Genomic DNA, 19,835 nt, shown 5'->3' with positions numbered 1-19,835 from the left:
GCTTTTGGTCTCTCTACGAGGGGCAGATAACGAGGTCACGTGTTGCGGGTCAGGATCCAGGTGTTGGTTCCGTCTTCGCGTTCAAAGGTCACGGTAGTCACCAACGCCTCGATGAGTGCCAGGCCACGGCCCGACTCTGCATCTGCATCCGGCATGGAAGCCTGCATCTCTTCGGCAAAGGGTTCCCGCGCGTTGAAGGCACTGACACGGGCCACCAGCCGGTTGGGCCGGACGCAGATGTCGACGTCGATCTCCACGGGCTTCTCGGCGACCGGTAGGGCGTGCTGGACGATGTTGGCCGCAGCCTCGATGACGGCTGTGGCAAACGTCATCCTGTCCAAGTCCGGCACGAAGGAGGCGTCTTCCCACAAACCGTCCAACTCGTTGTGGATGGCCTCGATTGCTTCTTCGTTGGACTCGCCCCGGTAGCCGCGGCGGGCGATCACGTCAGTCATCGCCGAACGCCTCTTCAGCCGAGGGGTATGCGGTGAGCACCCGGTCCATGTTGGTCAGTTCCAGCACCATTTTCACCTGCGGCTGCACACCGGCAATGCGCAAGTCCCCGCCGGCTTGGCGAGCGGCTTTGAGGCAACCGATGAGTGCACCGAGCCCGGAGGAATCCAGGAAGTCGGTTTCGGCAAGGTTCACCACAACACGGCTGGAGCCGGCCGCCACAACTTCCGCCACGACTTCGCGGAGTTTGGGCGCAGCCACCATGTTCAGCCGGCCCACGCTCTTCACCTCCGCGTAGGAGTCTTTGACCTCATAGCTAAACGGCATCTGCATTCCTCTCGTCAGGACCTTCAACGTTGACCAAGTCTTCGGGAACGAACCCCTTGTACAAAACTGCTTTGACCAGCACGCTCAAAACCACGATGTCGTACGTTACCCACGCCACGTTCACCAGCGTGCCCAAAGGCTCCGAGAGCCCCGTCAGCAGCCGGGCGATTCCCGTCACCATTGCTACGGCCAGCAGCACGCCCACAATGATCTGGGGGCGGATGAGGCTCCAGCTGGGCCCACCGCTCTGCCGTGCCTTGGGGGTGACAGCGAACCCGAGCGGGCGGCCGAACCAGACGTTACGTGCCGCCGTCGTACATGCTTTGATCCAGGTGGGGAACAACGCAAGGCTGTACTGCTGGCCGCGCCACGTGGGAATGCCGTGGCCTGCCACCACGAACAGGAGCTGGTTGACCACCATGAACGGGATGAAACGGATGAAGAAGTCGTAACTGAGGCTGCTGACCGGAAGGATGCCGAGCGTCAGGTAGATGATCGGCGCTGCGAAGTACACGACGGCGGCGAAGCCGCTCAGATAGCTCCACATGGTGGAGAAGTACATGAGCCGTTGGCCCCAGGACATGCGGCGCTGAACCAACGGATTTTCACGCAGCAGGACCTGCATGGTGCCCTGGGCCCAACGGAGCCGTTGGGTCAACATGGTCTTCAAGTCCTCGGGCGCCAGGCCGTTGGCGAGGATTTGGTGGTGGTACACGCTCTTCCAGCCGAGCCCGTGCAGGCGCATGGAGGTCGCCATGTCCTCGGTCACCGAGATGGTGGCCAGCGGCATGATGGGCTGGGCTTCGTCCATTCGTTCCACGGAGATGGCCGCGAGGATGGCGTGCACGGATTCGAGCGCGCCCAACGGAGACCAATCGCGTCCGGACATCAGGTCGACGGCGTCACTGGCCACAGTGGTGACGCCTCCCTCGCCGACTTGGGCCAGTTCCATGGCGGCGATCTCGTCCAAGTCCGATTGCAGGGCGGAGAAATCGGCAGCCACGAGCGTGCGCACGGCCTCGTCCACCTTGCGACGCACGCGGTACGTGATCTCACTGAGGGACGCACCGGCTTTGAGCTCCTGCTGTGCGGACTCCGTGGCGGCCTCCACTTGCGTGAGCATCTCCGCCACCAGCGGATTCTCTGCTTCCGTGGACCTGCGGGCCTTTTTGATGGCTGAGCGGGAAGCCGCGAGTGCACGCCGGACGCTCTTCTCGGTGGCTTGGACGTAACCCACCAAGCCCAATTGCATCAGCCCTTCCCGGCGCAGGATCGCGTTGGAGCCGCAGAAGAACGCCGCGTTCCAGCCGTCCTTGCCTTGCTGGATTGGGCCGTAGAACAGGGGAGCCTGGCTGCCCAGGGGATCGTCTGCCGGGACGTTGATGAAGTACTGAGGTGTCTGCACCAGCGCCACGCGGTCATCGTTGAAGTAACCCAGGGTCTTGTCCAGGATGTCCGGCTCGGGGATCTGGTCGGCGTCGAGAATCAACAGGTATTCACCGGAGGTGACCATGAGCGCGTTGTTCAGGTTGCCGGCCTTGGCGTGCCGGGGCATGTCCGGGGTCCAGTCAGCGCCTCGCGTCACGTAACCGATGCCGTTCGACTCGGCTAGTTCGCGCATCTCCGGGCGGTTGCCGTCGTCGAGAATCCACGTGCTGTGCGGCCACCGGATATTCTTGGCAGCCAGTGCCGTGGTCATCACCAGGTCCAGCGGCTCGTTGTAGGTGGTGATGAAGACGTCCACCGTGGCCGTCTCCGGGGGCGCCGGTGGCGGCTTGCGGATCTTCAGGTTCCACACGGTCAAGCCGAAGAGCATGACGTCGATGAGGCTGTAGGTCTCGGCGATCACCAAAGGAACGGCGATCCACCAGGCCTCCCAGTTCAGCGAGGCAAACCAGCGCCAGGCCACATAGTTGAGGCCCAGGATGACCGTGAGGACAACGAAGAGGCGGGTCCAGAAACGCGTCACAGTTCCCCTTCCGCGCGGCTCAGCGTTGACGGCGAACGACGACGGCGGTGACGTCGTCTTCCGCCGTTGCCGCGGGCGCCAGTTCGAGCAGGGCAGCGCACACGTCCTCGGAGGTGGTTCCCTCGCGAGTCACTTTCTCGACGTTCATGACAAAGTCATCCAGCGAGTTATGGGCATCCAGGACACCGTCACTGACGATCACCAAGGAGTCGCCGGGCCCGAGCTCGAGTTCGGCCGCCGGCCAGTGCTGGTCTTCGAGTATCCCCACGGGTGGGCCTGCTGAAACGAGTCGTTGCGCGGCGCCGTCGGCAGGAACATACAGCCCCAGTCCATGACCGGCGTCGATGTAACTGAGTGTGCCCGATGCGCTCTCCAGCCTCCCATGGAACATGGTGACGAAGGAGCCGGACTGATCCAGGTCCGAGGTAATGGTGGCCCCTGCCGATTCGAAAGCGTCGTCGAGGACCGGGGTATCGGCGACCGAGCGCATGACTGCCCGGACGGTGGCGGCGATGAGCGCGGCACCCATCCCCTTGCCCATCGCATCTGCGAAGGTCAGGTGCATGCCGGTGGGGGTCTGGTACCAGTCGTAGAAGTCCCCGCCAACGCTGCGCGATGGCCTGAAGGCACCGGCGACGTCGTACCCGTCCAGGCGCACCGTCTCCCGGGGGAGCAGGCTTTGCTGGACGACGGCGGCGCGGGCGAGTTCGTCGCTCTGGCGCTGATCCTCGGCCGGCGCGGCAGGGGTGCGCGCCCGGCGGAACAGGGCACGGATGCGTGCCTGGACTTCCTTGGGGCTGAAGGGCTTGCTGATGTAATCGTCAGCGCCGGTATCCAAGCCGTTCAGTCGGTCGATCTCGTCCGCGCGGGCGGTGAGCATGAGGATGTACGCGTCCGAGAATTCCCGCAGGCGGCGGCAGACTTCCATTCCATCGATGTCCGGAAGATTGACGTCCAGGGTGACGAGTTCGGCATTGGTGTTGCGGACAGCTTCGACGCCGGATAGGCCGTCAGCTGCTTCCGTGACCACAAAGTCGAGTTGCGTGAGGACTACAACGAGGAGTCCGCGGATATCGGCGTCGTCTTCGATGACTACTGCGTGGCGCACTGGTGTGGGGGAGACCATGGATCCATTAACTAATGATGCTGAGGTTTTGTCACGTTTAGTCACGAGACATGTAACGCCCGCTCACATTTGCGAGCGGGCGTTACAGGAAATGTGCAGTTATGCGGAGAGGGCTAGACGCCGAGCTCTTCCTTGAGCGCTTGGACATGGCCCTTGGCGCTGACCTGGTACTGGGTGAGCTTCACTGTGCCTTCGCCGTCGAGCACCACGGTGGAGCGGACCAGGCCTTCGACGATCTCGCCGTCGACCAGCTTCTCGCCCCAGGCACCGTATGCGCGGGCAACGGCGTGGTCCTCATCGGAGAGCAGCGGGAAAGTGAGGGCAAATTCGCCCGTGAACTTGGCGAGGGCTTCCGGGGCGTCCGGGGAAATCCCGATGACGTCGTAGCCGTTTCCCTGCAAGCTGGCGAGGTTGTCGCGGAAATCGCAGGCCTCGGTGGTGCAGCCCGGGGTTGCAGCCTTGGGGTAGAAGTAGACGATGACGTTGCGTCCGCGGTAATCGGACAGCGAGACCTTGGTGCCGTCGGCGTCGAGAAGCGCGAAATCAGGTGCTTGCGTTCCGACGAGGAGTTTGTGGGTCATGCCGATCCTTTACATTCAACCGGTGTGCACCGGCGGTTATTCAAACAACAGCGATCTTTCACAGTGCGGAGCTCTGACTTCCTATAACAACGGCGTCAGATGCTGTATTCCGCAGGTCCGCGCACGGTGGCATAGGGGCCTGGCACGAACTGGTAGCCGCCACCACGGACGGTGGAGACCGTGTGGCGGGCACTTCCGAGCTTCCGCCGCACTCTTCCAACATAAACGTCGATCGAGCGAAATGCCGCGCCGGGAAGGTCAAATGACTCCAGGAAGCGTTGCAATTCTTCACGACTTATGGCCCGTGAGCAGTTCACCACCAGGTAGCGCAGCAGCTTGTATTCCATGCCAGTAAAGGCAACGGGCTCGCCGTCGAGCAGTACTACTTCAGCGGCGAGGTCGATTGCAACTTGGCTGCGACGGGCTGCCAACGTTACGGGCTCGACGGCGGTGCTAGCGCCAGCGGCGTCGCCTTCAGCCAGGGCATCCGCAAGCGTCACGCTGCCCGGCCCCGAAAGGTGGTTACCGGCGTCGGCGGCTTCCTGTGGAGTGCCGCACCAGGAAGTGTCACCGACGCCGGAGTGCTCTGCCCCGGTGGCGGGCCAGATGCGGACTTCCGCCTCCGGGGCAAGTTTCATGGCGCGGGCCAGCACCAAGCGCGCCGCCCGCTCCCAGACCTCAGGGTCGAGCTCGTCGCCCTCGGCAGGGTTGACCCACAGCGCCAGGCCTCGCGCGCTCAAGCCCGGTCTGCTCAGGTCATTCGTGCTCAGGCCATTCGTGCTCAGGCTGGTGCCACGCCGCGCGGCGGAACCGCGTGCTGCGGGTCCTCGCGAGGGCGGCGGCCCATAAGCATTCACTGCCATGGCAGTGGGCCTACACGTTACCGCGGCGGAGCAGTTTGCCGCCGGGGTTCTGGCCGTCGATCGGGGTGCCGCGCAGGTAGGTTTTGCGGACGACGCCGGCCAGCGGACGGCCGTCGTACGGCGTGATCGGGTTCTTGTGCTTGAGCTTGGTGACATCCACCACGAATGCCTCATCCGGGGCGAAGATGGAGAAGTCGGCGTCGTAGCCCAGGGCGAGCTGTCCCTTGGTCTGCAGCCGGGCCAGTGCGGCAGGCTTCTCGGACATCCAGGAGACCACCTGTTCCAGCGGGATTCCGCGGTGGCGGGCTTCGGTCCAGATCAAGGACAAGCCCAGCTGCAGGGAGGAAACGCCGCCCCACGCCACGGCGAAGTCGCCGTTTTCCAGGTCCTTCAGGTCCAAGGTGGAGGGGGAGTGGTCCGAGACGATGCAGTCGATGGTGCCATCCTGCAGGCCTTTCCACAGGAGCTCGCGGTTGGAGGCTTCGCGGATGGGCGGGCAGCACTTATAGGCCGTGGCGCCGTCCGGGATTTCCTCGGCCATGAGCGTCAGGTAGTGCGGGCACGTCTCAACGGTGAGGTTGACGCCGTCGCGCTTTGCGGAGGCGATCATCGGCAGCGCGTCCGAGGACGAGAGGTGCAGGATGTGGGCGCGGGCGCCGGTCCAGCGTGCGCGTTCGATGACCTCGGCAATGGCCTTGTTCTCGGCGCCGCGGGGGCGGGAGGCGAGGAAAGTTTCGTAGTGGTCACCGCCCGGGTGGGGTGCGCGGTCGATCGCGTGGGAGTCCTCTGCGTGCACGATCATCAGGGAGTCGAAGGACTTGAGCTCAGCCATGTCCTCTTCCATCTCATCCGCTTCAAGGTGCGGGAATTCGTCCACGCCGGAGTGCAGGAGGAAGCACTTGAAGCCGAACACGCCTTCATCGTGCAGCGGGCGGAGGTCCTTTTTGTTGCCCGGGATCGCACCGCCCCAGAATCCGACGTCCACGAACGCCTGGTCCTTGGCCACCACGCGCTTCTGCTCCAGGCCGTCAACGCTGGTGGTGGGAGGGATGGAGTTCAACGGCATGTCGATGATGGTGGTCACGCCACCGGCTGCTGCGGCGCGGGTGGCCGAAGCGAAGCCTTCCCACTCGGTGCGGCCGGGCTCGTTGACGTGGACGTGGGTGTCCACCAGGCCGGGGATGAGGGTTTCGTCGTCTGCGAGTTCGATGACCTCGTTGCCGGTCAGTCCGTTGCCGAGGGGTTCGATCGCGACGATAACGCCATCGCGAATGCCGACTTCGCGGGCAGTGATACCGGCGGTGGTCAGGATGCGCTGGCCCCGGATAACGAGGTCATAGGCGCCGATTGCTTCAGACATTGAGGTACTCCTTGTTTTCGGTCCGTTCCGCCAGGTACACGCCTATGTGCTTACCTAATTGTTCAAGCAGCGGACCTGCTTGGGCGATACATTGTTGGACGTCTTTTTCCAGATCGGTCAGGGCATGGACCGTGTGGAAGCCGGCGTCCGTGAGTTGTTCCCGGCTCAGGGTACTCCGGCCGCACACTGCGATCACGGGAACCCCGTTCCGTTGCGCCGCCCGGGAGACACCCATGGGCGTCTTGCCGAGCAGGCTTTGTTCATCCAGGCTGCCTTCGCCGGTGATGACCAGATCGGCGCCCTTCAGCCTCTCTTCGAGGTCGGTGAATTCAAGCACGACGTCGATGCCCGGCCGCCGCTCGGCCTTCAGTGCCGCGATGGCAATGTAGCCAACGCCGCCCGCTGCTCCGGCACCCTCGGCCTTGGCTGCGAACTTTGCCTGTGGGCCGGTTGTTGCCGCGAGGACGTCCACGAAGTGGCTCAGCGCCGCGTCCAGCTCGGCGACGTCGTCCGGCGTCGCACCCTTCTGCCGTCCGAAGATCGCTGGGGCTCCGCTGGCCCCCAACAGGGGATTGTCGACGTCGGACGCCAACACGAACTCCGTGGCTTCGATGCGGACGTCGAAGTTGGAGAAGTCGATGGTTTCCAGCCTTGCCAGGGCAGCGCCGCCGCCGGGGAGCTCGCTGCCGTCCTTGTCCAGGAAGACTGCCCCGAGGCCCTGGAGGACTCCCGCGCCGGCGTCGGTGTTGGCGCTGCCGCCCACACCCAGGATGATCTTGCGGCAACCGAGGTCCAGCGCGGCGCGGATGAGTTCGCCGGTTCCAAGGCTTGTTGCGTTCTTGGCGGTTTCGCGGGTTGGCCCCTCGGGGAGGAGGGCGAGACCGGAAGCTGCCGCCATTTCGATGACAGCTTCCTGCTCCCGGACCGCGAAGTCCGCTTGCACGGGTTCGCCGAGCGGGCCGGTGACGGTGGTGGTCCGGCGGGTGAAGCCGGAACCGATCGCGGCGTCGATGGTTCCTTCGCCGCCGTCGGCCACCGGAATGTGTGTTGCCTCCAAACCTTGCCCGAACCCCGCCAGCAAGCCTGTAGCCAGGTGCTTGGCGACGTCGGGCGCGGACAGCGAGCCCTTGAATTTGTCCGGGGCGATGACAACACGCATTCCGGTGCCTCCCTTCTTACTGTTATTTACGCTTTGGTGAGGATCGCGGTGGGGGCGTCCTCAGCGGTCTCAGCCAGCTCTTCGAACTCGTTCACGCCGTTGATCTCAACGCCCATGGAGATGTTGGTGATCTTTTCCAGGATCACTTCAACAACCACGGGAACCTTGAACTCGCCCATCAGTGCCTTGGCCTTGTCGAAAGCGGCAGGCAGGTCGTCCGGGTTCTCGACGCGGATGGCCTTGCAGCCCAATCCCTCGGCAACCTTGATGTGGTCAACGCCGTAGCCGTTTGTCTCCGGGGAGTTGATGTTTTCGAAGGCCAGGGAAACGTTCTGCTCCATGTTGAAGCCGCGCTGGCTCTGACGGATCAGGCCCAGGTAGCTGTTGTTCACCACCACGTGGATGTAGGGCAGGTTGAACTGTGCGCCTACGGCCAGTTCCTCGATCATGAACTGGAAGTCGTAGTCACCGGACAAGGCAACAACCGTCGCGTCCGGGGTGCCACGAACCACGCCGAGGGCTGCGGGACCGGTCCAACCCAGCGGACCGGCCTGGCCTGCGTTGATCCACTTGCGGGCACCGAACACATGCAACATCTGGGCGCCGGCGATCTGCGACAGGCCAATGGTGGACACGTAGGTGGTGTCGCGGCCGAAGGCCTTGTTCATCTCCTGGTACACGCGCTGCGGCTTGATGGGCACGTTGCTGAAGTTGGTCTTGCGGTGCAGGGAGCCCTTGCGCTCCTGGCACTCGGCAACCCAGCCCGAGTAGTCCGGCAGGGTCTTTGCTGCCTGGCGCTCACGGGCCAGCTCCAACAGACCGTCCAGCGCCGCACCGGCGTCGGACGCAATGCCCAAGTCCGGGGAGAAAACGCGACCGATCTGGGTCGGCTCGATGTCGATGTGAACGAACTTACGGCCAGCCGTGTAGGTGTCCAGGCCGCCGGTGTGGCGGTTGGCCCAACGGTTGCCGATGCCGATCACGAAGTCGCTCTGCAGGAAGGTCTCATTGCCATAGCGGTGCGAGGTCTGCAGGCCAACCATGCCGGCCATCAGCTGGTGGTCGTCCGGGATGGCGCCCCAGCCCATCAGCGTGGGGATAACGGGAACGTTCAGGATCTCGGCCAGCTCTACCAACTGAGCCGAAGCACCGGCGTTGATGATGCCGCCACCGGCGACGATCAACGGGTGCTTGGCCGCGGTCAGCAGATCCAAAGCCTTCTCGAGCTGCTTGCGGGAAGCCTTGGGCTTCTCCACCGGCAGGGGCTCGTAGGCGTCGATGTCGAACTCGATCTCGGCCATCTGAACGTCGATGGGCAGGTCCAGCAGAACCGGGCCCGGACGACCCGAACGCATCAGCTGGAACGCCTTCTGGAAGGCGCCGGGAACCTGGCCCGGCTCCAGGATGGTCATGGCGAACTTGGTGAGCGGCTTGGCGATGGACTCGATGTCCACAGCCTGGAAGTCTTCCTTGTGCAGCTTGGCAACGGGTGCCTGGCCGGTGATGCAGAGCATGGGGATCGAGTCAGCCTGGGCTGCGTACAGGCCAGTGATCATGTCCGTGCCTGCGGGGCCCGACGTGCCGATGCAGATACCGATGTTGCCATCAGCTGCGCGGCTGTAGCCGTCGGCCATGTGGCTGGCACCTTCAACGTGGCGGGCCAGCGTGTGGCGGATGCCGCCGTGGGCACGCATTGCCGAGTAGAACGGGTTGATGGCTGCGCCTGGCAGGCCGAACGCCTCGGTGGCGCCCTCCTTTTCCAGGATGGCGACTGCCGCATCAACTGTGCGCATCTTTGCCATGGTGTACTCCTTGAAAGTCTGTTTTTGGGTGTGGTGAGGGAGCCGCCGTCGTTATTTATGTACGACGGCGGGTTCCCTGCTGTGTGTTGCTTAGTTGCCTTTGGGCTTACTTCCGGCCGCTGAGCTGGAGGACCTGCTTGAAGAGGCCCGAGTGGTCCAGGCCGCCGTCGCCCTGGTTGACGGTTGCGGCGACGAGCTGGGCGACGACGGCGCCGAGCGGGACAGCGACGTTGGCTTCGCGGGCTGCGGAGGTGACGATGCCGAGGTCCTTGTGGTGGAGGGCCAAGCGGAAGCCAGGGTCGAAGTTGCGGTCCAGCATCTTCTGGCCCTTCTGGTCGAGGACCTTGGAGCCGGCCAAGCCGCCGCCGAGGACCTTCAGTGCTGCGTCGGTGTCTACGCCATAAGCCTCGAGGAAGGCGATTGCCTCGCCGAGGACCTGGATGTTGACGGCCACGATCAGCTGGTTGGCTGCCTTGACGGTCTGGCCGGAGCCGGACGGGCCGACGTGGACGATGGTTTTGCCCACTGCGTTGAGGACTTCCTGTGCTGCCTCGAAGTCTGCCTTTTCGCCGCCGACCATGATGGACAGGACGGCGTCGATGGCGCCCTGTTCACCACCGGACACGGGCGCATCGAGCGGGCGGATGCCGGCTGCTACGGCTTCTTCGGAGAGACGCTTGGCAACGTCCGGGCGGATGCTGGATGCGTCGATCCAAAGAGTGCCCTGCTTCGCGTTGGCGAAGACGCCGTCTTTGCCGCTGACAACACCCTCAACATCGGGGGAGTCCGGGACCATGGTGATGACGACGTCGGCGTCCTTGACTGCGTCCGCGATGCTGGTGGCACCCTGGCCGCCTTCGGAGACGAGCTTGTCGATCTTGTCCTGGCTGCGGTTGAAACCGGTGACCGTGTGGCCGGCCTTGACGAGGTTGATGGCCATGGGGAGGCCCATGATTCCGAGGCCGATGACTGCAACGTTGCTCATTGTGGTTCTCTTTCTGAAAGTCTGTTTTAGCTCAGGTGTGCTGGATGGTGAGTCAGTCGCTGTGGCGGGTGCCGCCGTCGTGCGCTAGTTGGCGTCGGCGCGCTGGCGGATGGCCCAGCTGAAGGCCGACTCCTGCGGTTCCTTGTACTCGAGGCCGATGTAGCCGTCGTAGCCGAGTTCGCGGCTGCGGGCGATCCATTCGCCGAGGGGGAGGTTGCCGGTTCCCGGAGCGCCGCGGCCGGGGTTGTCGGCGATCTGGATGTGGCCGAAGTCCTTGGCGTGGTTCTCGATGACGGATTCGACGTCGTCGCCGTTGACTGCGAGGTGGTAGAAGTCCGCGAGGAGCTTGATGTTCTGGGCGCCGGATTCTGCCTTGACGCGGGCGATGACCTTGAGTGCGTCTTCGGCGGTGAGGAGCGGGTACTTGGGTGCGCCGCTGACCGGTTCGAGGAGGACGGTGCCGCCGATGCGGGCGACGCCCTCCGCTGCTGCGCCGAGGTTCTTGGCCGCGAGTTCGTCCTGCTCTTCAGGGGTGAACTCGTCCTGGCGGTTGCCGTAGAGGGCGTTGAAGGCCTTACAACCGAGGCGCTCACCGATGCCGACTACGACGTCGATGTTGTCCTTGAACTCGGAGCAACGTCCCTTCCAGGAAACCAGGCCGCGGTCGCCGCCGGGCATGTTGCCAGCGTTGAAGTTCAGGCCCGTGAGCTGAACGCCGGCGTCCTTGATGGCTGTTTCAAACTCAGTTGTCTCTTTGTCTGTGGGAACCGAAGTGGCGAAGGGCCACCAGAACTCGACGGCGTCAAAACCGGCTGCCTTCGCGGCGGCGGGGCGCTCGAGCAAGGGCAGCTCCGTCAGGAGGATGGAGCAGTTCACTGTGTACGTCATCGTAGGTCCTTCCGAGGAGGGGCTTTGATCTATCTTCCGGGTTGCTTGGCTGCTGCCTTGGTGTTTGGCTTCAGTTTCCGCTTTGTGGAATTTAGATTCTGCTTTATGAAAAGTTTAGGGAAGGTGGGGGTGTGAGTCAAGGGGGTGGTTGGGAGGTGGGGTTGGGATGCCTAGCCGTCGCCCTACTTTTGAGCTAGTGGCATACCGGCGTGGGAGACAAGCCATGTCCGCGCGGATCGAGACGGTGAGCCCACTCCGCGCTCCCTATGACGGGCGGCTAGGCTGTCCATTATGGAAGGTCGACTGTCATATCAGTCACTGGCTCGAGTACCTATGGAACCGTGATGAGTAAATACGACGCCTGCGACATTACGAATTGGCCTATCACGGCTCCCGAATATGGCGGAGATGACGGAAAGAACTGGGTCGGGCGACCGGAGCTCGCCGATCCCTCTGAGAAATCCCAGTGGTGGCTCTTCAAGCCTGCAAAATATGGGCTCATGACCCTTCCGGGGAGCGTTCCGGGCGCAAGATACCGGCGACGAGATGATCATGTGGAGAAGATTGTTTCCGAACTCGCGGACCTAATAGGCCTACCGGCTGCTGACGTTGAAGTCGCCGTCCGGGATGGTGAGGAGGGGATCATTTCCAGGAACGTCGCTCCGAAAGGGTGGGATCTTCAACCTGGGAACACATACCTATCCGAATTCGATGGCTACCTGAACTGCGACGTCAATGATCGCCCGCGTAACAGGGTGGGGCACAACGTGACCAACATATCGAAGCTGCTTCAAGGAAAGCCAGGACCGCCCGACACAGCAGTTGCGGAGTGGGAAGCACTTGATGTTTTCGTCGGTTATTTGATTCTCGATGCGTGGGTGGCCAACACTGACCGTCACGCTTTGAACTGGGGTCTTTTGGACAGCAATGGTGCTGCTCGTCTCGCCAAGTCCTATGACCACGGAAGTTCATTGGCTTCAGGGGCTAGTGAGACACGATTGCGCCAAATTTTGGAGTCAGGCGTTGAGGGCTGGAGCCAGAGGGCGCTGGCCCATCGATTTGAGGATGGTAAGAAGAAGACTCTCCTGGACGTAGCATGGGAGGGACTGCAACTCTCATCGGGTCGAGCGAAGGAGTTTGTGGACCGAATTGGTTCGCTGGACCGCGCCTCATGGCTTGGCGTGTTGGAAGGTATACCCTCAATGTCAGAGGTCGCCTATACGTTTGCAGACGAACTTCTCGCAGCAAACAGAAAGAGGTTGTGTGATGGCAACAAGCGTCTTGAATAGACCTGCACCACAATCGTCCGACATCACGGCACGTCGCCTTCTAGTGACCCGCCAATTCCCTGACAGCCGGCTCTACCGTCCTGTCGGATTTTTGACGTCAGATCGTGGCGAATACTGTTTCGCCTACATACGTAAATCCGTGGAGGCTCCCTGGTTCGCCCCGCTTCCTGGTCTAAGTGACTCTGGACGTAGATATACGTCTGACCAACTTTTTCCGATATTTGCAGAGAGAGTGATTTCGGCCCGCCGGCCGGATCGAACGGAAGCGTTGAAAGCCTTGGGCCTGCCGGAGGACGCTGCACCCTTTGAAGTGCTCAACCGCAGTGGCGGCCAGCGCGTAGGGGACACGATCGAGTTGGTACCCATGCCGTGGGTAGCCTCAGATGGAGCGTTCTCGCAGTTGTTCCTCGTTCACGGCGTTCGACACCGCAGTGCGGAGGCGCAAGATCGGATCGCCCACCTGGAGCCCAGGGATCGCCTAGTGTTGCGCCGGGATCCACATAATGCTGTCAATGCCTTGGCCGTACAAGTCGAGGATAATGACGGACTCACTTTGGGGTTTGTTCCGGATCCGTTAGCTGAATTCATTCAGGACGTATTAGACGACCACCGCGGTTATCGACTGTCGGTCGAACAGGCTAACGGGGTGGATGCGGGATATCATTTTCGCTTACTTGTTCGACTTGATGGCTTTGTGAGCCCGGGTGAACAGCCCTACACAGGCCTCGAGTGGGACACTTTCGGCTAGAGAGACGCTACGGTCATTGAGGCGTCCTTCTCCACAGCCGTTGGGATGCATACTCGGAAAGATGGAATGCATCTCAACTTAGCGGTGGCTACGATGCCTGTCGTTGATTCCGTTGCACTCCGGTACACCTGCGACGCGGCATCCGTCGCAGCTGTACCCATATGGAAGCAATTCTTGAGGGCGTTTCCGGTGAGGCCCTGCATAAGCCGTTAGATAGCTCAACGTTCCGTTAAGCACTCCGACCACATTGAGGAGCCCCTCGGGCAGGGCGGTGGCGGTGGCGGCCAGGACCCTCGTCACTGCTCGCGGAAGGATAATCGAACGGCTCGGTCGACAGTACAGGAGGTCGCTGGGACTGCCGGTGTCTTCGTAGGGACGGCGTGGCGCGTCTTGAATGGAAGCCCGGCAATCAGTGAGGCGGCCAAGGAGAAGTAAACGCCGACATCCATCAGCTCGGCTACCGCCCGCTTGCCTCGGCACGGGACCTCAGAAGAGACCGGACCATGCGCGTCCTCGCCCTCGCCAAGAACCTCGATTCCCTCGTGATCAGTGAAGTGTTTCGAGGTGTCGGTGACGCAGTCGCGGACTCAGGCTACGTTGACCCACCGCAGCGACCGACAGAGATCTGGATCGCCACCAGCAGCTACAACCGTCTGGCGGGGCTTTTGGCCAACCCGACAACGATCTCCTCGATACGAGCGAACACCTCGGCCTGCGCCCGCTGGGACGCCCTCCAATCATTCGGGATCTGCAACGAGTGGTCCGCGCCGGGCACTTCAAAGAAGGTTCCGGCGTCGTCGGGTCCTCCGCCACCGTCCCACAGCCTGTCTTCGGATCCACCAATGAAGAGGTCGTCCTTGGAGAATCCGCCGGGGAGGGTAGCCCGGACCAGACCGTCGGTCAGCAGGGGAGTCAGCCAGATGCCAGGGATTTGAGCCGCGTCTGCCCAAGGAATCGAGAGTGTGCTGAGAGACTTCGCAACTATCAAGCGTTGGGCAGCCTGCGGCGTTGCGGCAAACGCGAGCTCGGCGGCCTGGGTCACAAACGAGTGCGGATCTTCACTGGGAGCGTCGCCGGGCGTCCAGCGGACAGCCTGGACGTGCCATCCGAGTGCAGCCAGAATCTCGCCTGACCAGAAGAGTACCGGCCCCTCAACCGGGTAGCCGGACCCAGGAAGTAGAACGGCTACCTTCGCGCGTTCCTGACCGGTCGTGGTTGCTTTGGCCCACGTGAAGGATTCCATGCGCACGGAAGCTAGCGGGGCGGGCAAGAGAGCGCACCACCTAGACAGTCCGCGTCCACCCCCTAGATATCGCCGCATTGTCGAGCAGTTCACAGACGGATCGATCGTCAGCGGGTCTTGGAAGAAAGATCGGCAAGGTGTGGACGCCCTGACCTGCGGGTCAGGGCGTCCAAGCTAGAGAGCCCGACGGAGCGCTTGGCGCGGCCCCAGGGTGGTCAACGATTGCCTTGCCGACTAGAAAACACGTAGGTCGCGACCATGGCAACTGCAGCCGTCAGTGCCAGTACCGCCACCAGATGATTGCTGAAAAGCGCAGTAACAGCTGTGATGAAGAACAGGCAAGCCGCCGTAAGCGTCAAGAGCTTCATTGGTCGCCACAATGCGCGAAAACATCGTCGCGGGCCATGACGTGACCCGGGAACCCGTCCACACAGCAAACTTGCTGCCAGTTCATTTTCTTCTCCTTGAACTCAACTTTTGCGAATCGTCGGATTCCCCCATGCGCTCGATCAAGAATCCCGACGCAGTTCAGCATGAACCACAGGAGTGCACTCACGAGGGCCAGGAACAGAAAATGAGTGGTGTTTTGGGCGTCTCTAGGAGTTCAAGGGGGCGAAATTGGGTGGTTTTCAAAGCCGCCTAGGTGGTGAAGTGGCCGGCTCCCCTGCGGAACCACTGGTGGAAGAACGTTGGGACGGCCGACCCACAGTTCAGGACGTCGCCACGACGGGAAAGAGAGCGCACCACCTAGCCCACCCCCAACCAACCCCTAGGTGCCCTCAATTCACCCCTAATTCCCGCCCCTTCACCACCTAGTTTTCTCCATCCAACCCTGTGGCCGCTCCACCCGCCCATAGTGTCCTTCCCAGAGCGCGGACCCCGGATCACCACCGGGACCGCAGCAGGAAACACGTGAACAACTATTGGGGGTTGGGTCATTGAAGCTGACTGAGCAACATACCATTGCCGCCGCTGTGGATCAGTGGATCACAGGGATCCCGGGTCGCATCCCCGGCCACGTCATTTTCGTCGAAAGTCCCGAGCACGCGGCCTACGCGAAGACACTGGCCGGCGAGGGCTCCACCATTCTGGTCCTCAACGGGGACAAGGAGGACGTGGAGATAGTCCCGGTCCAAGGATCGTTCGACGTCGGCGGCGAAGAACTGCTGGTGGCCGGCAGCCTGAACCTGGAGATCCAGGACTACCTGGCCATAGCGTTCGTGAACCTCGTGGGCGTGACCGTCGTTAGGATAACCACCAAGCAAGACTGGCAAGCATTCTTCGACGACGCAGAACAGGCCCGCATCTCCGGCCACTTCGTGCAGCAGCTTACTGAGGTCAACGCAGTGCTGGCAGAGCGGGGCTTGCTCAGCGGCGGCACCCGAGACACCCTCATGCTGGCCCGGCTCCACATCGCCGCGGACGGGTCCATCCGCACCGGGCCCTACGGAACCACCATCGGCCGGGTGGGGGATGTCATCACCGATCTCCGGGTGAGGGCCATCGCGCTCCGGCCGGAATCTGCTGTTGCCGCCGTCTACTATCCCTGGGACATCCAGGATTCCCTCGCGGCCAAGTCCTGGATCCCGCGCTACCTCGCCGCCTTGGATGCCTGGAAGTTCGTTCCCCGGCAAGACCGCGAAAGCACGAGGTTGGTCGGCTTCGGACTCAGCCTCTACGGCGCAAGCACCAGCGACCCTCTCGCTCAAGCAACAGCACCCTTCATCCTCAAGAGGGGGATGGAACACACCCTCCTGGACACCGCAACGGGCAGGCTGTTCAAGATCGGTCAGGACGCCGCAGCTATCATCGAGGCCGTTTCCAACATAGGGAACGTCAGCGCGGCGGCAACCAGAGTTGCCCCTGCGCTCAACGTCACAGCGGCGACGGCGGAAGAGTCCGCGCACGCGGTTCTCGCCCGGTTTGCGCAGCTCGGTATCGACATCCTCGGTACCCGCTCATGACGGTGGCGCCCATTCTCCCGACTCCGAGGACGCAACTTCCGCTGTGGGTCCCGCTCGTCACCCAGCACGACTTCGCCGCGGACACCTATACAGCTGTTAAGGCCGACGGCGTTTACGTCACCTTCGAGGACGGGCAGCGCAGGCTGTGCGCCAAGAGCGGACTGTGGAACGCCAACCTCGGCTACGGCAACCCACGCATTGCGGCGGCCATCCACAAAGAACTCGAGACTGCGTCCTACCTTCCCCTTTTCCGCACAGCCCACCGCCAAGCCATCCATGCCTCCACCGCACTCCTGAACCTCCCCGCGCACCCCTGTCAGCGCGTCGTCTTCTCCACCTCGGGCGGGGCCGCTAACGACGCCGTCATGAAGCTCGCCCGGCAATACTTCGTCCTCAATGGACAGCCTGAGCGGAAACTCGTCGTCGGCCTCAGCGGCAGCTACCACGGCCTCACCTACGGAAGCCAAGCCCTCAGCGGTGACGAGCTCGGCCAGGCGATGTACGGCGTCGACCGGCGGAATATCCGCCACATCAGATTCGACGACGACGGCGCTGAACTGGAGCTACTGATGCGCAGGGAGGGCAACAGGATCGCCGCCGTGATCATCGAGCCGGTCCTCGGATCGGGGGCGGAAGTGGTCCCGGCGAGCTTCATCGAACAGCTTATGAGGCACCGAGAGGACCACGGCTTCCTCCTGGTCGCCGACGAAGTCGCCACAGGCTTCGGCCGCGTCAGCGGCTGGTTCGCGTCCGATGAATGGCGGGAAGCGCCGGACGTCGTAGTCACCTCAAAAGGACTCACCAACGGGACCAGCGCGTGCGCGGCACTGCTGATCGCGCAACGTGTCACGGACGCCTTCGACAAGAACGAGGCCGTCTTTGTCCACGGTGAAACCCAAGCCGGCACCCCGGCTACCTGCGCCGCGATCCTGGCCACCATCGAGGAGATGACAAGGCTGGACCATCAAACCCTGAACAAGCAGGTGTCAGCCGGATTGGACAAGCTCATCACCGAGCTTCAAGCCAGCAAAGGCGTGGGCAACTCCACCGGCCGTGGTTGCATGCGGGGGATCAAGCTCCTCACGGATAACGGATTGCCCCTTTCCGCCAACGCAGTGCTCGCCGTCGTCAAACGCATCCACTGCGCGGGAGCCATAGTGCAGCCGGGACCGGGTCGGATCCAACTATTGCCCGCGCTTACCTACACGGCAGCAAACTTCGAGGAACTACACCGCGCGATCGCGGCAGGCTTGGCGAGGTCCAAGCGCGATGGGGTGTTCGCGTGATCGCCGACCGCACGTGGAATACGCGCTGCGTCATCCTCGACCACGGAGTGTCCGCCAGGTACGTCGGCGCGCTCACCCGCGGCCGGACCGGCCTGGTGGTGGACAACGCACTCCCGGAACACCGGGAGCGGCTCCTTGCCGGCGGCCTCAAAGGAGTGCCGGTTCTTGGCCTCGACGCGATGCCCGTCACCCGCGAAACCCTCCGGAAGGTGGGCCACTTCATCCGCGAAAAAGGGTTGCAAACAGTCGTCGGGCTCGGTGGCGGATCCGTGTTGGACGCCGTGAAGCTCGCCGCCGTATTCACCGCCGACCCAACGCTGGCCAATTTCGCCGAAGTCCATGCGAAGCGCTCCGGCCTGCTGGTTTTGCCCCCGATCCGCAACATCGAGGAACGTCCCAAAACCGTCCTCCTGCCGTCCACCGTGGGGACCGGTGCGGAAGTCAGCGGGGTCGCATGCCTGGACACCGCCGTCGGACGCCGCCTCATAGCCTCGCCTCACCTTTCGGGTGACGTGGCAGTGCTCGACGGCGGACACCTCGCCACCCTGCCGCGGCACCTGGTCCTGGAGGGTCTGCTCGAGGCGTTCCTTAGGGTGGCGGGAACCCTGACGGGCAGCAGTGCCAGCAGATTTGACGACGACGCCTACTCGCTGATGCAACGCATGATCCGGCTGGGGTTGCGGCTCGCCCACGTCGACGCCCCCGAGATGAGGCTGGCCGCGGCCCGCCTCAGCATGGAGACGCACACCGGTTGGTCGCTCACGGGTCGGAATCCTTACGGTGCCAAGCACTGGTACGTGGCCAACGAACTCGCTTACGTCATGGGTGTCCGCAAGATGACCGCCACGGCAACCGTGATCGGGCCCATTTGGGAAGAGATCGTGAACGGCGCCGCAGCCTGGGGTGACCGTGGGCGCCTTGATGAACTGTGGGCGGCAGTCAGGGAAGTAGAACCGACTCTCGCATCAAACCCGGCCAGCGGCATCAACGAACTCACGCGCCATTGGGGCATCGCAAAGCTCCCGACCCTCAGCGAAGAGGCCTTGATGCAGACCAGCGTCGCCGCCATCCAGAGCTGGGGTGGAGTCCTTCCCATGCTGCGCGGCATCGATGTGGCCCAGATCCAGCACGTGCTGAGGGTCGGGACTACTGAGGGTGGCAGCCGCACCGAACTTGCCATGCCCAAAGGGCAACCTACGAGTGGCAGGGGAGAGGGGGTGAGCACATGAACAGCAGCACTGCACTGAAAGCGCTGGACCTCCACATCCAGGAGCTGGAAAGCCTGGACATCCCGGATGACTGGAGCGAGCGGATCCACGGGGATCACCGTTGGCCTGGCGCTGGTTGGTATCGCCGTCAGCATCACCTAGCGGCCGCCAGTCCATGCGGAGCCATTCAACTCGCGAAGAAGGGAGGTGAGCGAACATGCAGGACCAACTCAACATTTCCATCCAGGAAATCGAGTCCATGGACACCCCGGACTTCAACAACTGGTTCATCGGGGTCTCCCAAGGCGTCGCGCTGGGCTTGATCGCAGTCAGCATCACGTAGCCCGGGCTTTACGGCGCCACGGCCAACACGGCACCACTCCCCACACAGGCACCAGAAAGGAGGAATCAATGAACGCACCATCGAATCTCCAACTGAGCATCGAAGAGCTGGAGAACCTCGACACCCCGGACGATACACCGTGGTACATCCGCGTTGGTGACGTGATCATCATCGCCGGCATCGTCGTCGGAATCGCCGCTACCTAGCCGGTACACGCGGGCGGTGCAACGTTCCGCCCCCG

The 19,835-nt window shown here is 62.9% G+C and carries 18 protein-coding genes and 2 pseudogenes; 8 read left to right on the top strand and 12 right to left on the bottom strand.

Annotated elements, in window-relative coordinates:
• Positions 1–35: 35 nt before the first annotated feature.
• From SB659_RS13340 to SB659_RS13290, 11 genes and pseudogenes are all read right to left on the bottom strand, one after another.
• Positions 36–455 (bottom strand): ATP-binding protein, encoded by a 420-nt coding sequence (locus SB659_RS13340; RefSeq protein WP_410550710.1) that lies wholly within the window; start codon positions 453–455, stop codon positions 36–38.
• Positions 448–780 (bottom strand): STAS domain-containing protein, encoded by a 333-nt coding sequence (locus SB659_RS13335; RefSeq protein WP_284978104.1) that lies wholly within the window; start codon positions 778–780, stop codon positions 448–450. The genes SB659_RS13340 and SB659_RS13335 overlap by 8 nt, the downstream gene beginning before the upstream one ends.
• Positions 770–2,749: a glycosyltransferase family 2 protein gene (locus tag SB659_RS13330; RefSeq protein WP_410550709.1), complete on the bottom strand. Its 1,980-nt coding sequence runs from the start codon at positions 2,747–2,749 to the stop codon at positions 770–772. Before SB659_RS13330 ends, SB659_RS13335 begins: the two co-directional genes overlap by 11 nt.
• Before the next feature lie 19 nt (positions 2,750–2,768).
• Complete coding sequence (locus SB659_RS13325) at positions 2,769–3,875, bottom strand: PP2C family protein-serine/threonine phosphatase (protein ID WP_410550708.1); 1,107 nt, start codon at positions 3,873–3,875, stop codon at positions 2,769–2,771.
• A gap of 113 nt (positions 3,876–3,988) precedes the next feature.
• Positions 3,989–4,456: a thioredoxin-dependent thiol peroxidase gene (gene bcp, locus SB659_RS13320; RefSeq protein ID WP_284975131.1), complete on the bottom strand. Its 468-nt coding sequence runs from the start codon at positions 4,454–4,456 to the stop codon at positions 3,989–3,991.
• 95 nt (positions 4,457–4,551) lie between these two features.
• Positions 4,552–5,319, bottom strand: a complete 768-nt coding sequence (locus tag SB659_RS13315) for a winged helix-turn-helix domain-containing protein (protein ID WP_410550707.1) — start codon at positions 5,317–5,319, stop codon at positions 4,552–4,554.
• 10 nt (positions 5,320–5,329) lie between these two features.
• A complete protein-coding gene (allB, locus tag SB659_RS13310; RefSeq protein WP_284975129.1) occupies positions 5,330–6,679 on the bottom strand; it encodes an allantoinase AllB in 1,350 nt (449 codons plus the stop codon).
• The gene (locus SB659_RS13305) at positions 6,672–7,838 is read right to left on the bottom strand and encodes a glycerate kinase (RefSeq protein ID WP_410550706.1); all 1,167 of its coding nucleotides are present in this window, start codon (positions 7,836–7,838) and stop codon (positions 6,672–6,674) included. Before SB659_RS13305 ends, allB begins: the two co-directional genes overlap by 8 nt.
• A gap of 26 nt (positions 7,839–7,864) precedes the next feature.
• On the bottom strand, positions 7,865–9,640 hold the full coding sequence (gene gcl, locus SB659_RS13300) for a glyoxylate carboligase (RefSeq protein ID WP_284975127.1): 1,776 nt from the start codon (positions 9,638–9,640) through the stop codon (positions 7,865–7,867).
• 106 nt (positions 9,641–9,746) lie between these two features.
• Positions 9,747–10,631 (bottom strand): annotated as a pseudogene (locus tag SB659_RS13295) (2-hydroxy-3-oxopropionate reductase); the annotation flags it as partial.
• Between the two features lie 78 nt (positions 10,632–10,709).
• A complete protein-coding gene (locus SB659_RS13290) occupies positions 10,710–11,513 on the bottom strand; it encodes a hydroxypyruvate isomerase family protein (RefSeq protein WP_410550705.1) in 804 nt (267 codons plus the stop codon).
• 344 nt (positions 11,514–11,857) lie between these two features.
• Here SB659_RS13290 and SB659_RS13285 point away from each other — a divergent pair, with 344 nt between their 5' ends.
• The 3 genes and pseudogenes from SB659_RS13285 to SB659_RS13275 all read left to right on the top strand — a co-directional run.
• The gene (locus SB659_RS13285) at positions 11,858–12,802 is read left to right on the top strand and encodes a HipA domain-containing protein (RefSeq protein ID WP_410550704.1); all 945 of its coding nucleotides are present in this window, start codon (positions 11,858–11,860) and stop codon (positions 12,800–12,802) included.
• A 232-nt stretch (positions 12,803–13,034) separates the two neighbouring features.
• Positions 13,035–13,550: an HIRAN domain-containing protein gene (locus tag SB659_RS13280; protein ID WP_410550703.1), complete on the top strand. Its 516-nt coding sequence runs from the start codon at positions 13,035–13,037 to the stop codon at positions 13,548–13,550.
• A 390-nt stretch (positions 13,551–13,940) separates the two neighbouring features.
• A pseudogene (locus tag SB659_RS13275) lies at positions 13,941–14,196 on the top strand (LacI family transcriptional regulator); the annotation flags it as partial.
• On the opposite strand, the gene SB659_RS13270 reads toward SB659_RS13275, so the two are convergent.
• Positions 14,194–14,793, bottom strand: a complete 600-nt coding sequence (locus tag SB659_RS13270) for a hypothetical protein (protein WP_410550808.1) — start codon at positions 14,791–14,793, stop codon at positions 14,194–14,196. The pseudogene SB659_RS13275 and the gene SB659_RS13270 sit on opposite strands and share 3 nt — an antisense overlap.
• 974 nt (positions 14,794–15,767) lie before the next feature.
• Between SB659_RS13270 and mpaB the strand changes: the two genes are divergently transcribed.
• From mpaB to SB659_RS13245, 5 genes are all read left to right on the top strand, one after another.
• On the top strand, positions 15,768–16,757 hold the full coding sequence (gene mpaB, locus SB659_RS13265; RefSeq protein ID WP_410550702.1) for a daptide biosynthesis RiPP recognition protein: 990 nt from the start codon (positions 15,768–15,770) through the stop codon (positions 16,755–16,757).
• Positions 16,754–18,043, top strand: a complete 1,290-nt coding sequence (gene mpaD, locus SB659_RS13260; protein WP_410550701.1) for a daptide-type RiPP biosynthesis aminotransferase — start codon at positions 16,754–16,756, stop codon at positions 18,041–18,043. Before mpaB ends, mpaD begins: the two co-directional genes overlap by 4 nt.
• On the top strand, positions 18,040–19,272 hold the full coding sequence (gene mpaC / locus SB659_RS13255; protein WP_410550700.1) for a daptide-type RiPP biosynthesis dehydogenase: 1,233 nt from the start codon (positions 18,040–18,042) through the stop codon (positions 19,270–19,272). The genes mpaD and mpaC overlap by 4 nt, the downstream gene beginning before the upstream one ends.
• A 196-nt stretch (positions 19,273–19,468) precedes the next feature.
• The gene (locus SB659_RS13250) at positions 19,469–19,594 is read left to right on the top strand and encodes a daptide-type RiPP (protein WP_284975119.1); all 126 of its coding nucleotides are present in this window, start codon (positions 19,469–19,471) and stop codon (positions 19,592–19,594) included.
• Between the two features lie 68 nt (positions 19,595–19,662).
• The gene (locus SB659_RS13245) at positions 19,663–19,800 is read left to right on the top strand and encodes a daptide-type RiPP (protein ID WP_284975118.1); all 138 of its coding nucleotides are present in this window, start codon (positions 19,663–19,665) and stop codon (positions 19,798–19,800) included.
• The last annotated feature ends 35 nt before the right edge of the window (positions 19,801–19,835 follow it).

The sequence above is a fragment of the Arthrobacter sp. SIMBA_036 genome (genome assembly GCF_046535135.1).
Classification (GTDB): Bacteria; Actinomycetota; Actinomycetes; order Actinomycetales; family Micrococcaceae; genus Arthrobacter.
Note: the sequence above shows the minus strand (reverse complement) of the source record. Positions and strands in the feature narration are given on the sequence as shown.

Bases quoted from the DNA above. Each gene is read 5' to 3' on its own strand.
- SB659_RS13340 (WP_410550710.1), bottom strand. From the start codon at position 455: ATGACTGACGTGATCGCCCGCCGCGGCTACCGGGGCGAGTCCAACGAA.
- SB659_RS13335 (WP_284978104.1), bottom strand. From the start codon at position 780: ATGCCGTTTAGCTATGAGGTCAAAGACTCCTACGCGGAGGTGAAGAGC.
- SB659_RS13325 (WP_410550708.1), bottom strand. From the start codon at position 3,875: ATGGTCTCCCCCACACCAGTGCGCCACGCAGTAGTCATCGAAGACGAC.
- bcp (WP_284975131.1), bottom strand. From the start codon at position 4,456: ATGACCCACAAACTCCTCGTCGGAACGCAAGCACCTGATTTCGCGCTT.
- SB659_RS13315 (WP_410550707.1), bottom strand. From the start codon at position 5,319: ATGGCAGTGAATGCTTATGGGCCGCCGCCCTCGCGAGGACCCGCAGCA.
- allB (WP_284975129.1), bottom strand. From the start codon at position 6,679: ATGTCTGAAGCAATCGGCGCCTATGACCTCGTTATCCGGGGCCAGCGC.
- SB659_RS13305 (WP_410550706.1), bottom strand. From the start codon at position 7,838: ATGCGTGTTGTCATCGCCCCGGACAAATTCAAGGGCTCGCTGTCCGCG.
- gcl (WP_284975127.1), bottom strand. From the start codon at position 9,640: ATGGCAAAGATGCGCACAGTTGATGCGGCAGTCGCCATCCTGGAAAAG.
- SB659_RS13290 (WP_410550705.1), bottom strand. From the start codon at position 11,513: ATGACGTACACAGTGAACTGCTCCATCCTCCTGACGGAGCTGCCCTTG.
- SB659_RS13285 (WP_410550704.1), top strand. From the start codon at position 11,858: ATGAGTAAATACGACGCCTGCGACATTACGAATTGGCCTATCACGGCT.
- SB659_RS13270 (WP_410550808.1), bottom strand. From the start codon at position 14,793: ATGGAATCCTTCACGTGGGCCAAAGCAACCACGACCGGTCAGGAACGC.
- mpaD (WP_410550701.1), top strand. From the start codon at position 16,754: ATGACGGTGGCGCCCATTCTCCCGACTCCGAGGACGCAACTTCCGCTG.
- SB659_RS13250 (WP_284975119.1), top strand. From the start codon at position 19,469: ATGCAGGACCAACTCAACATTTCCATCCAGGAAATCGAGTCCATGGAC.
- SB659_RS13245 (WP_284975118.1), top strand. From the start codon at position 19,663: ATGAACGCACCATCGAATCTCCAACTGAGCATCGAAGAGCTGGAGAAC.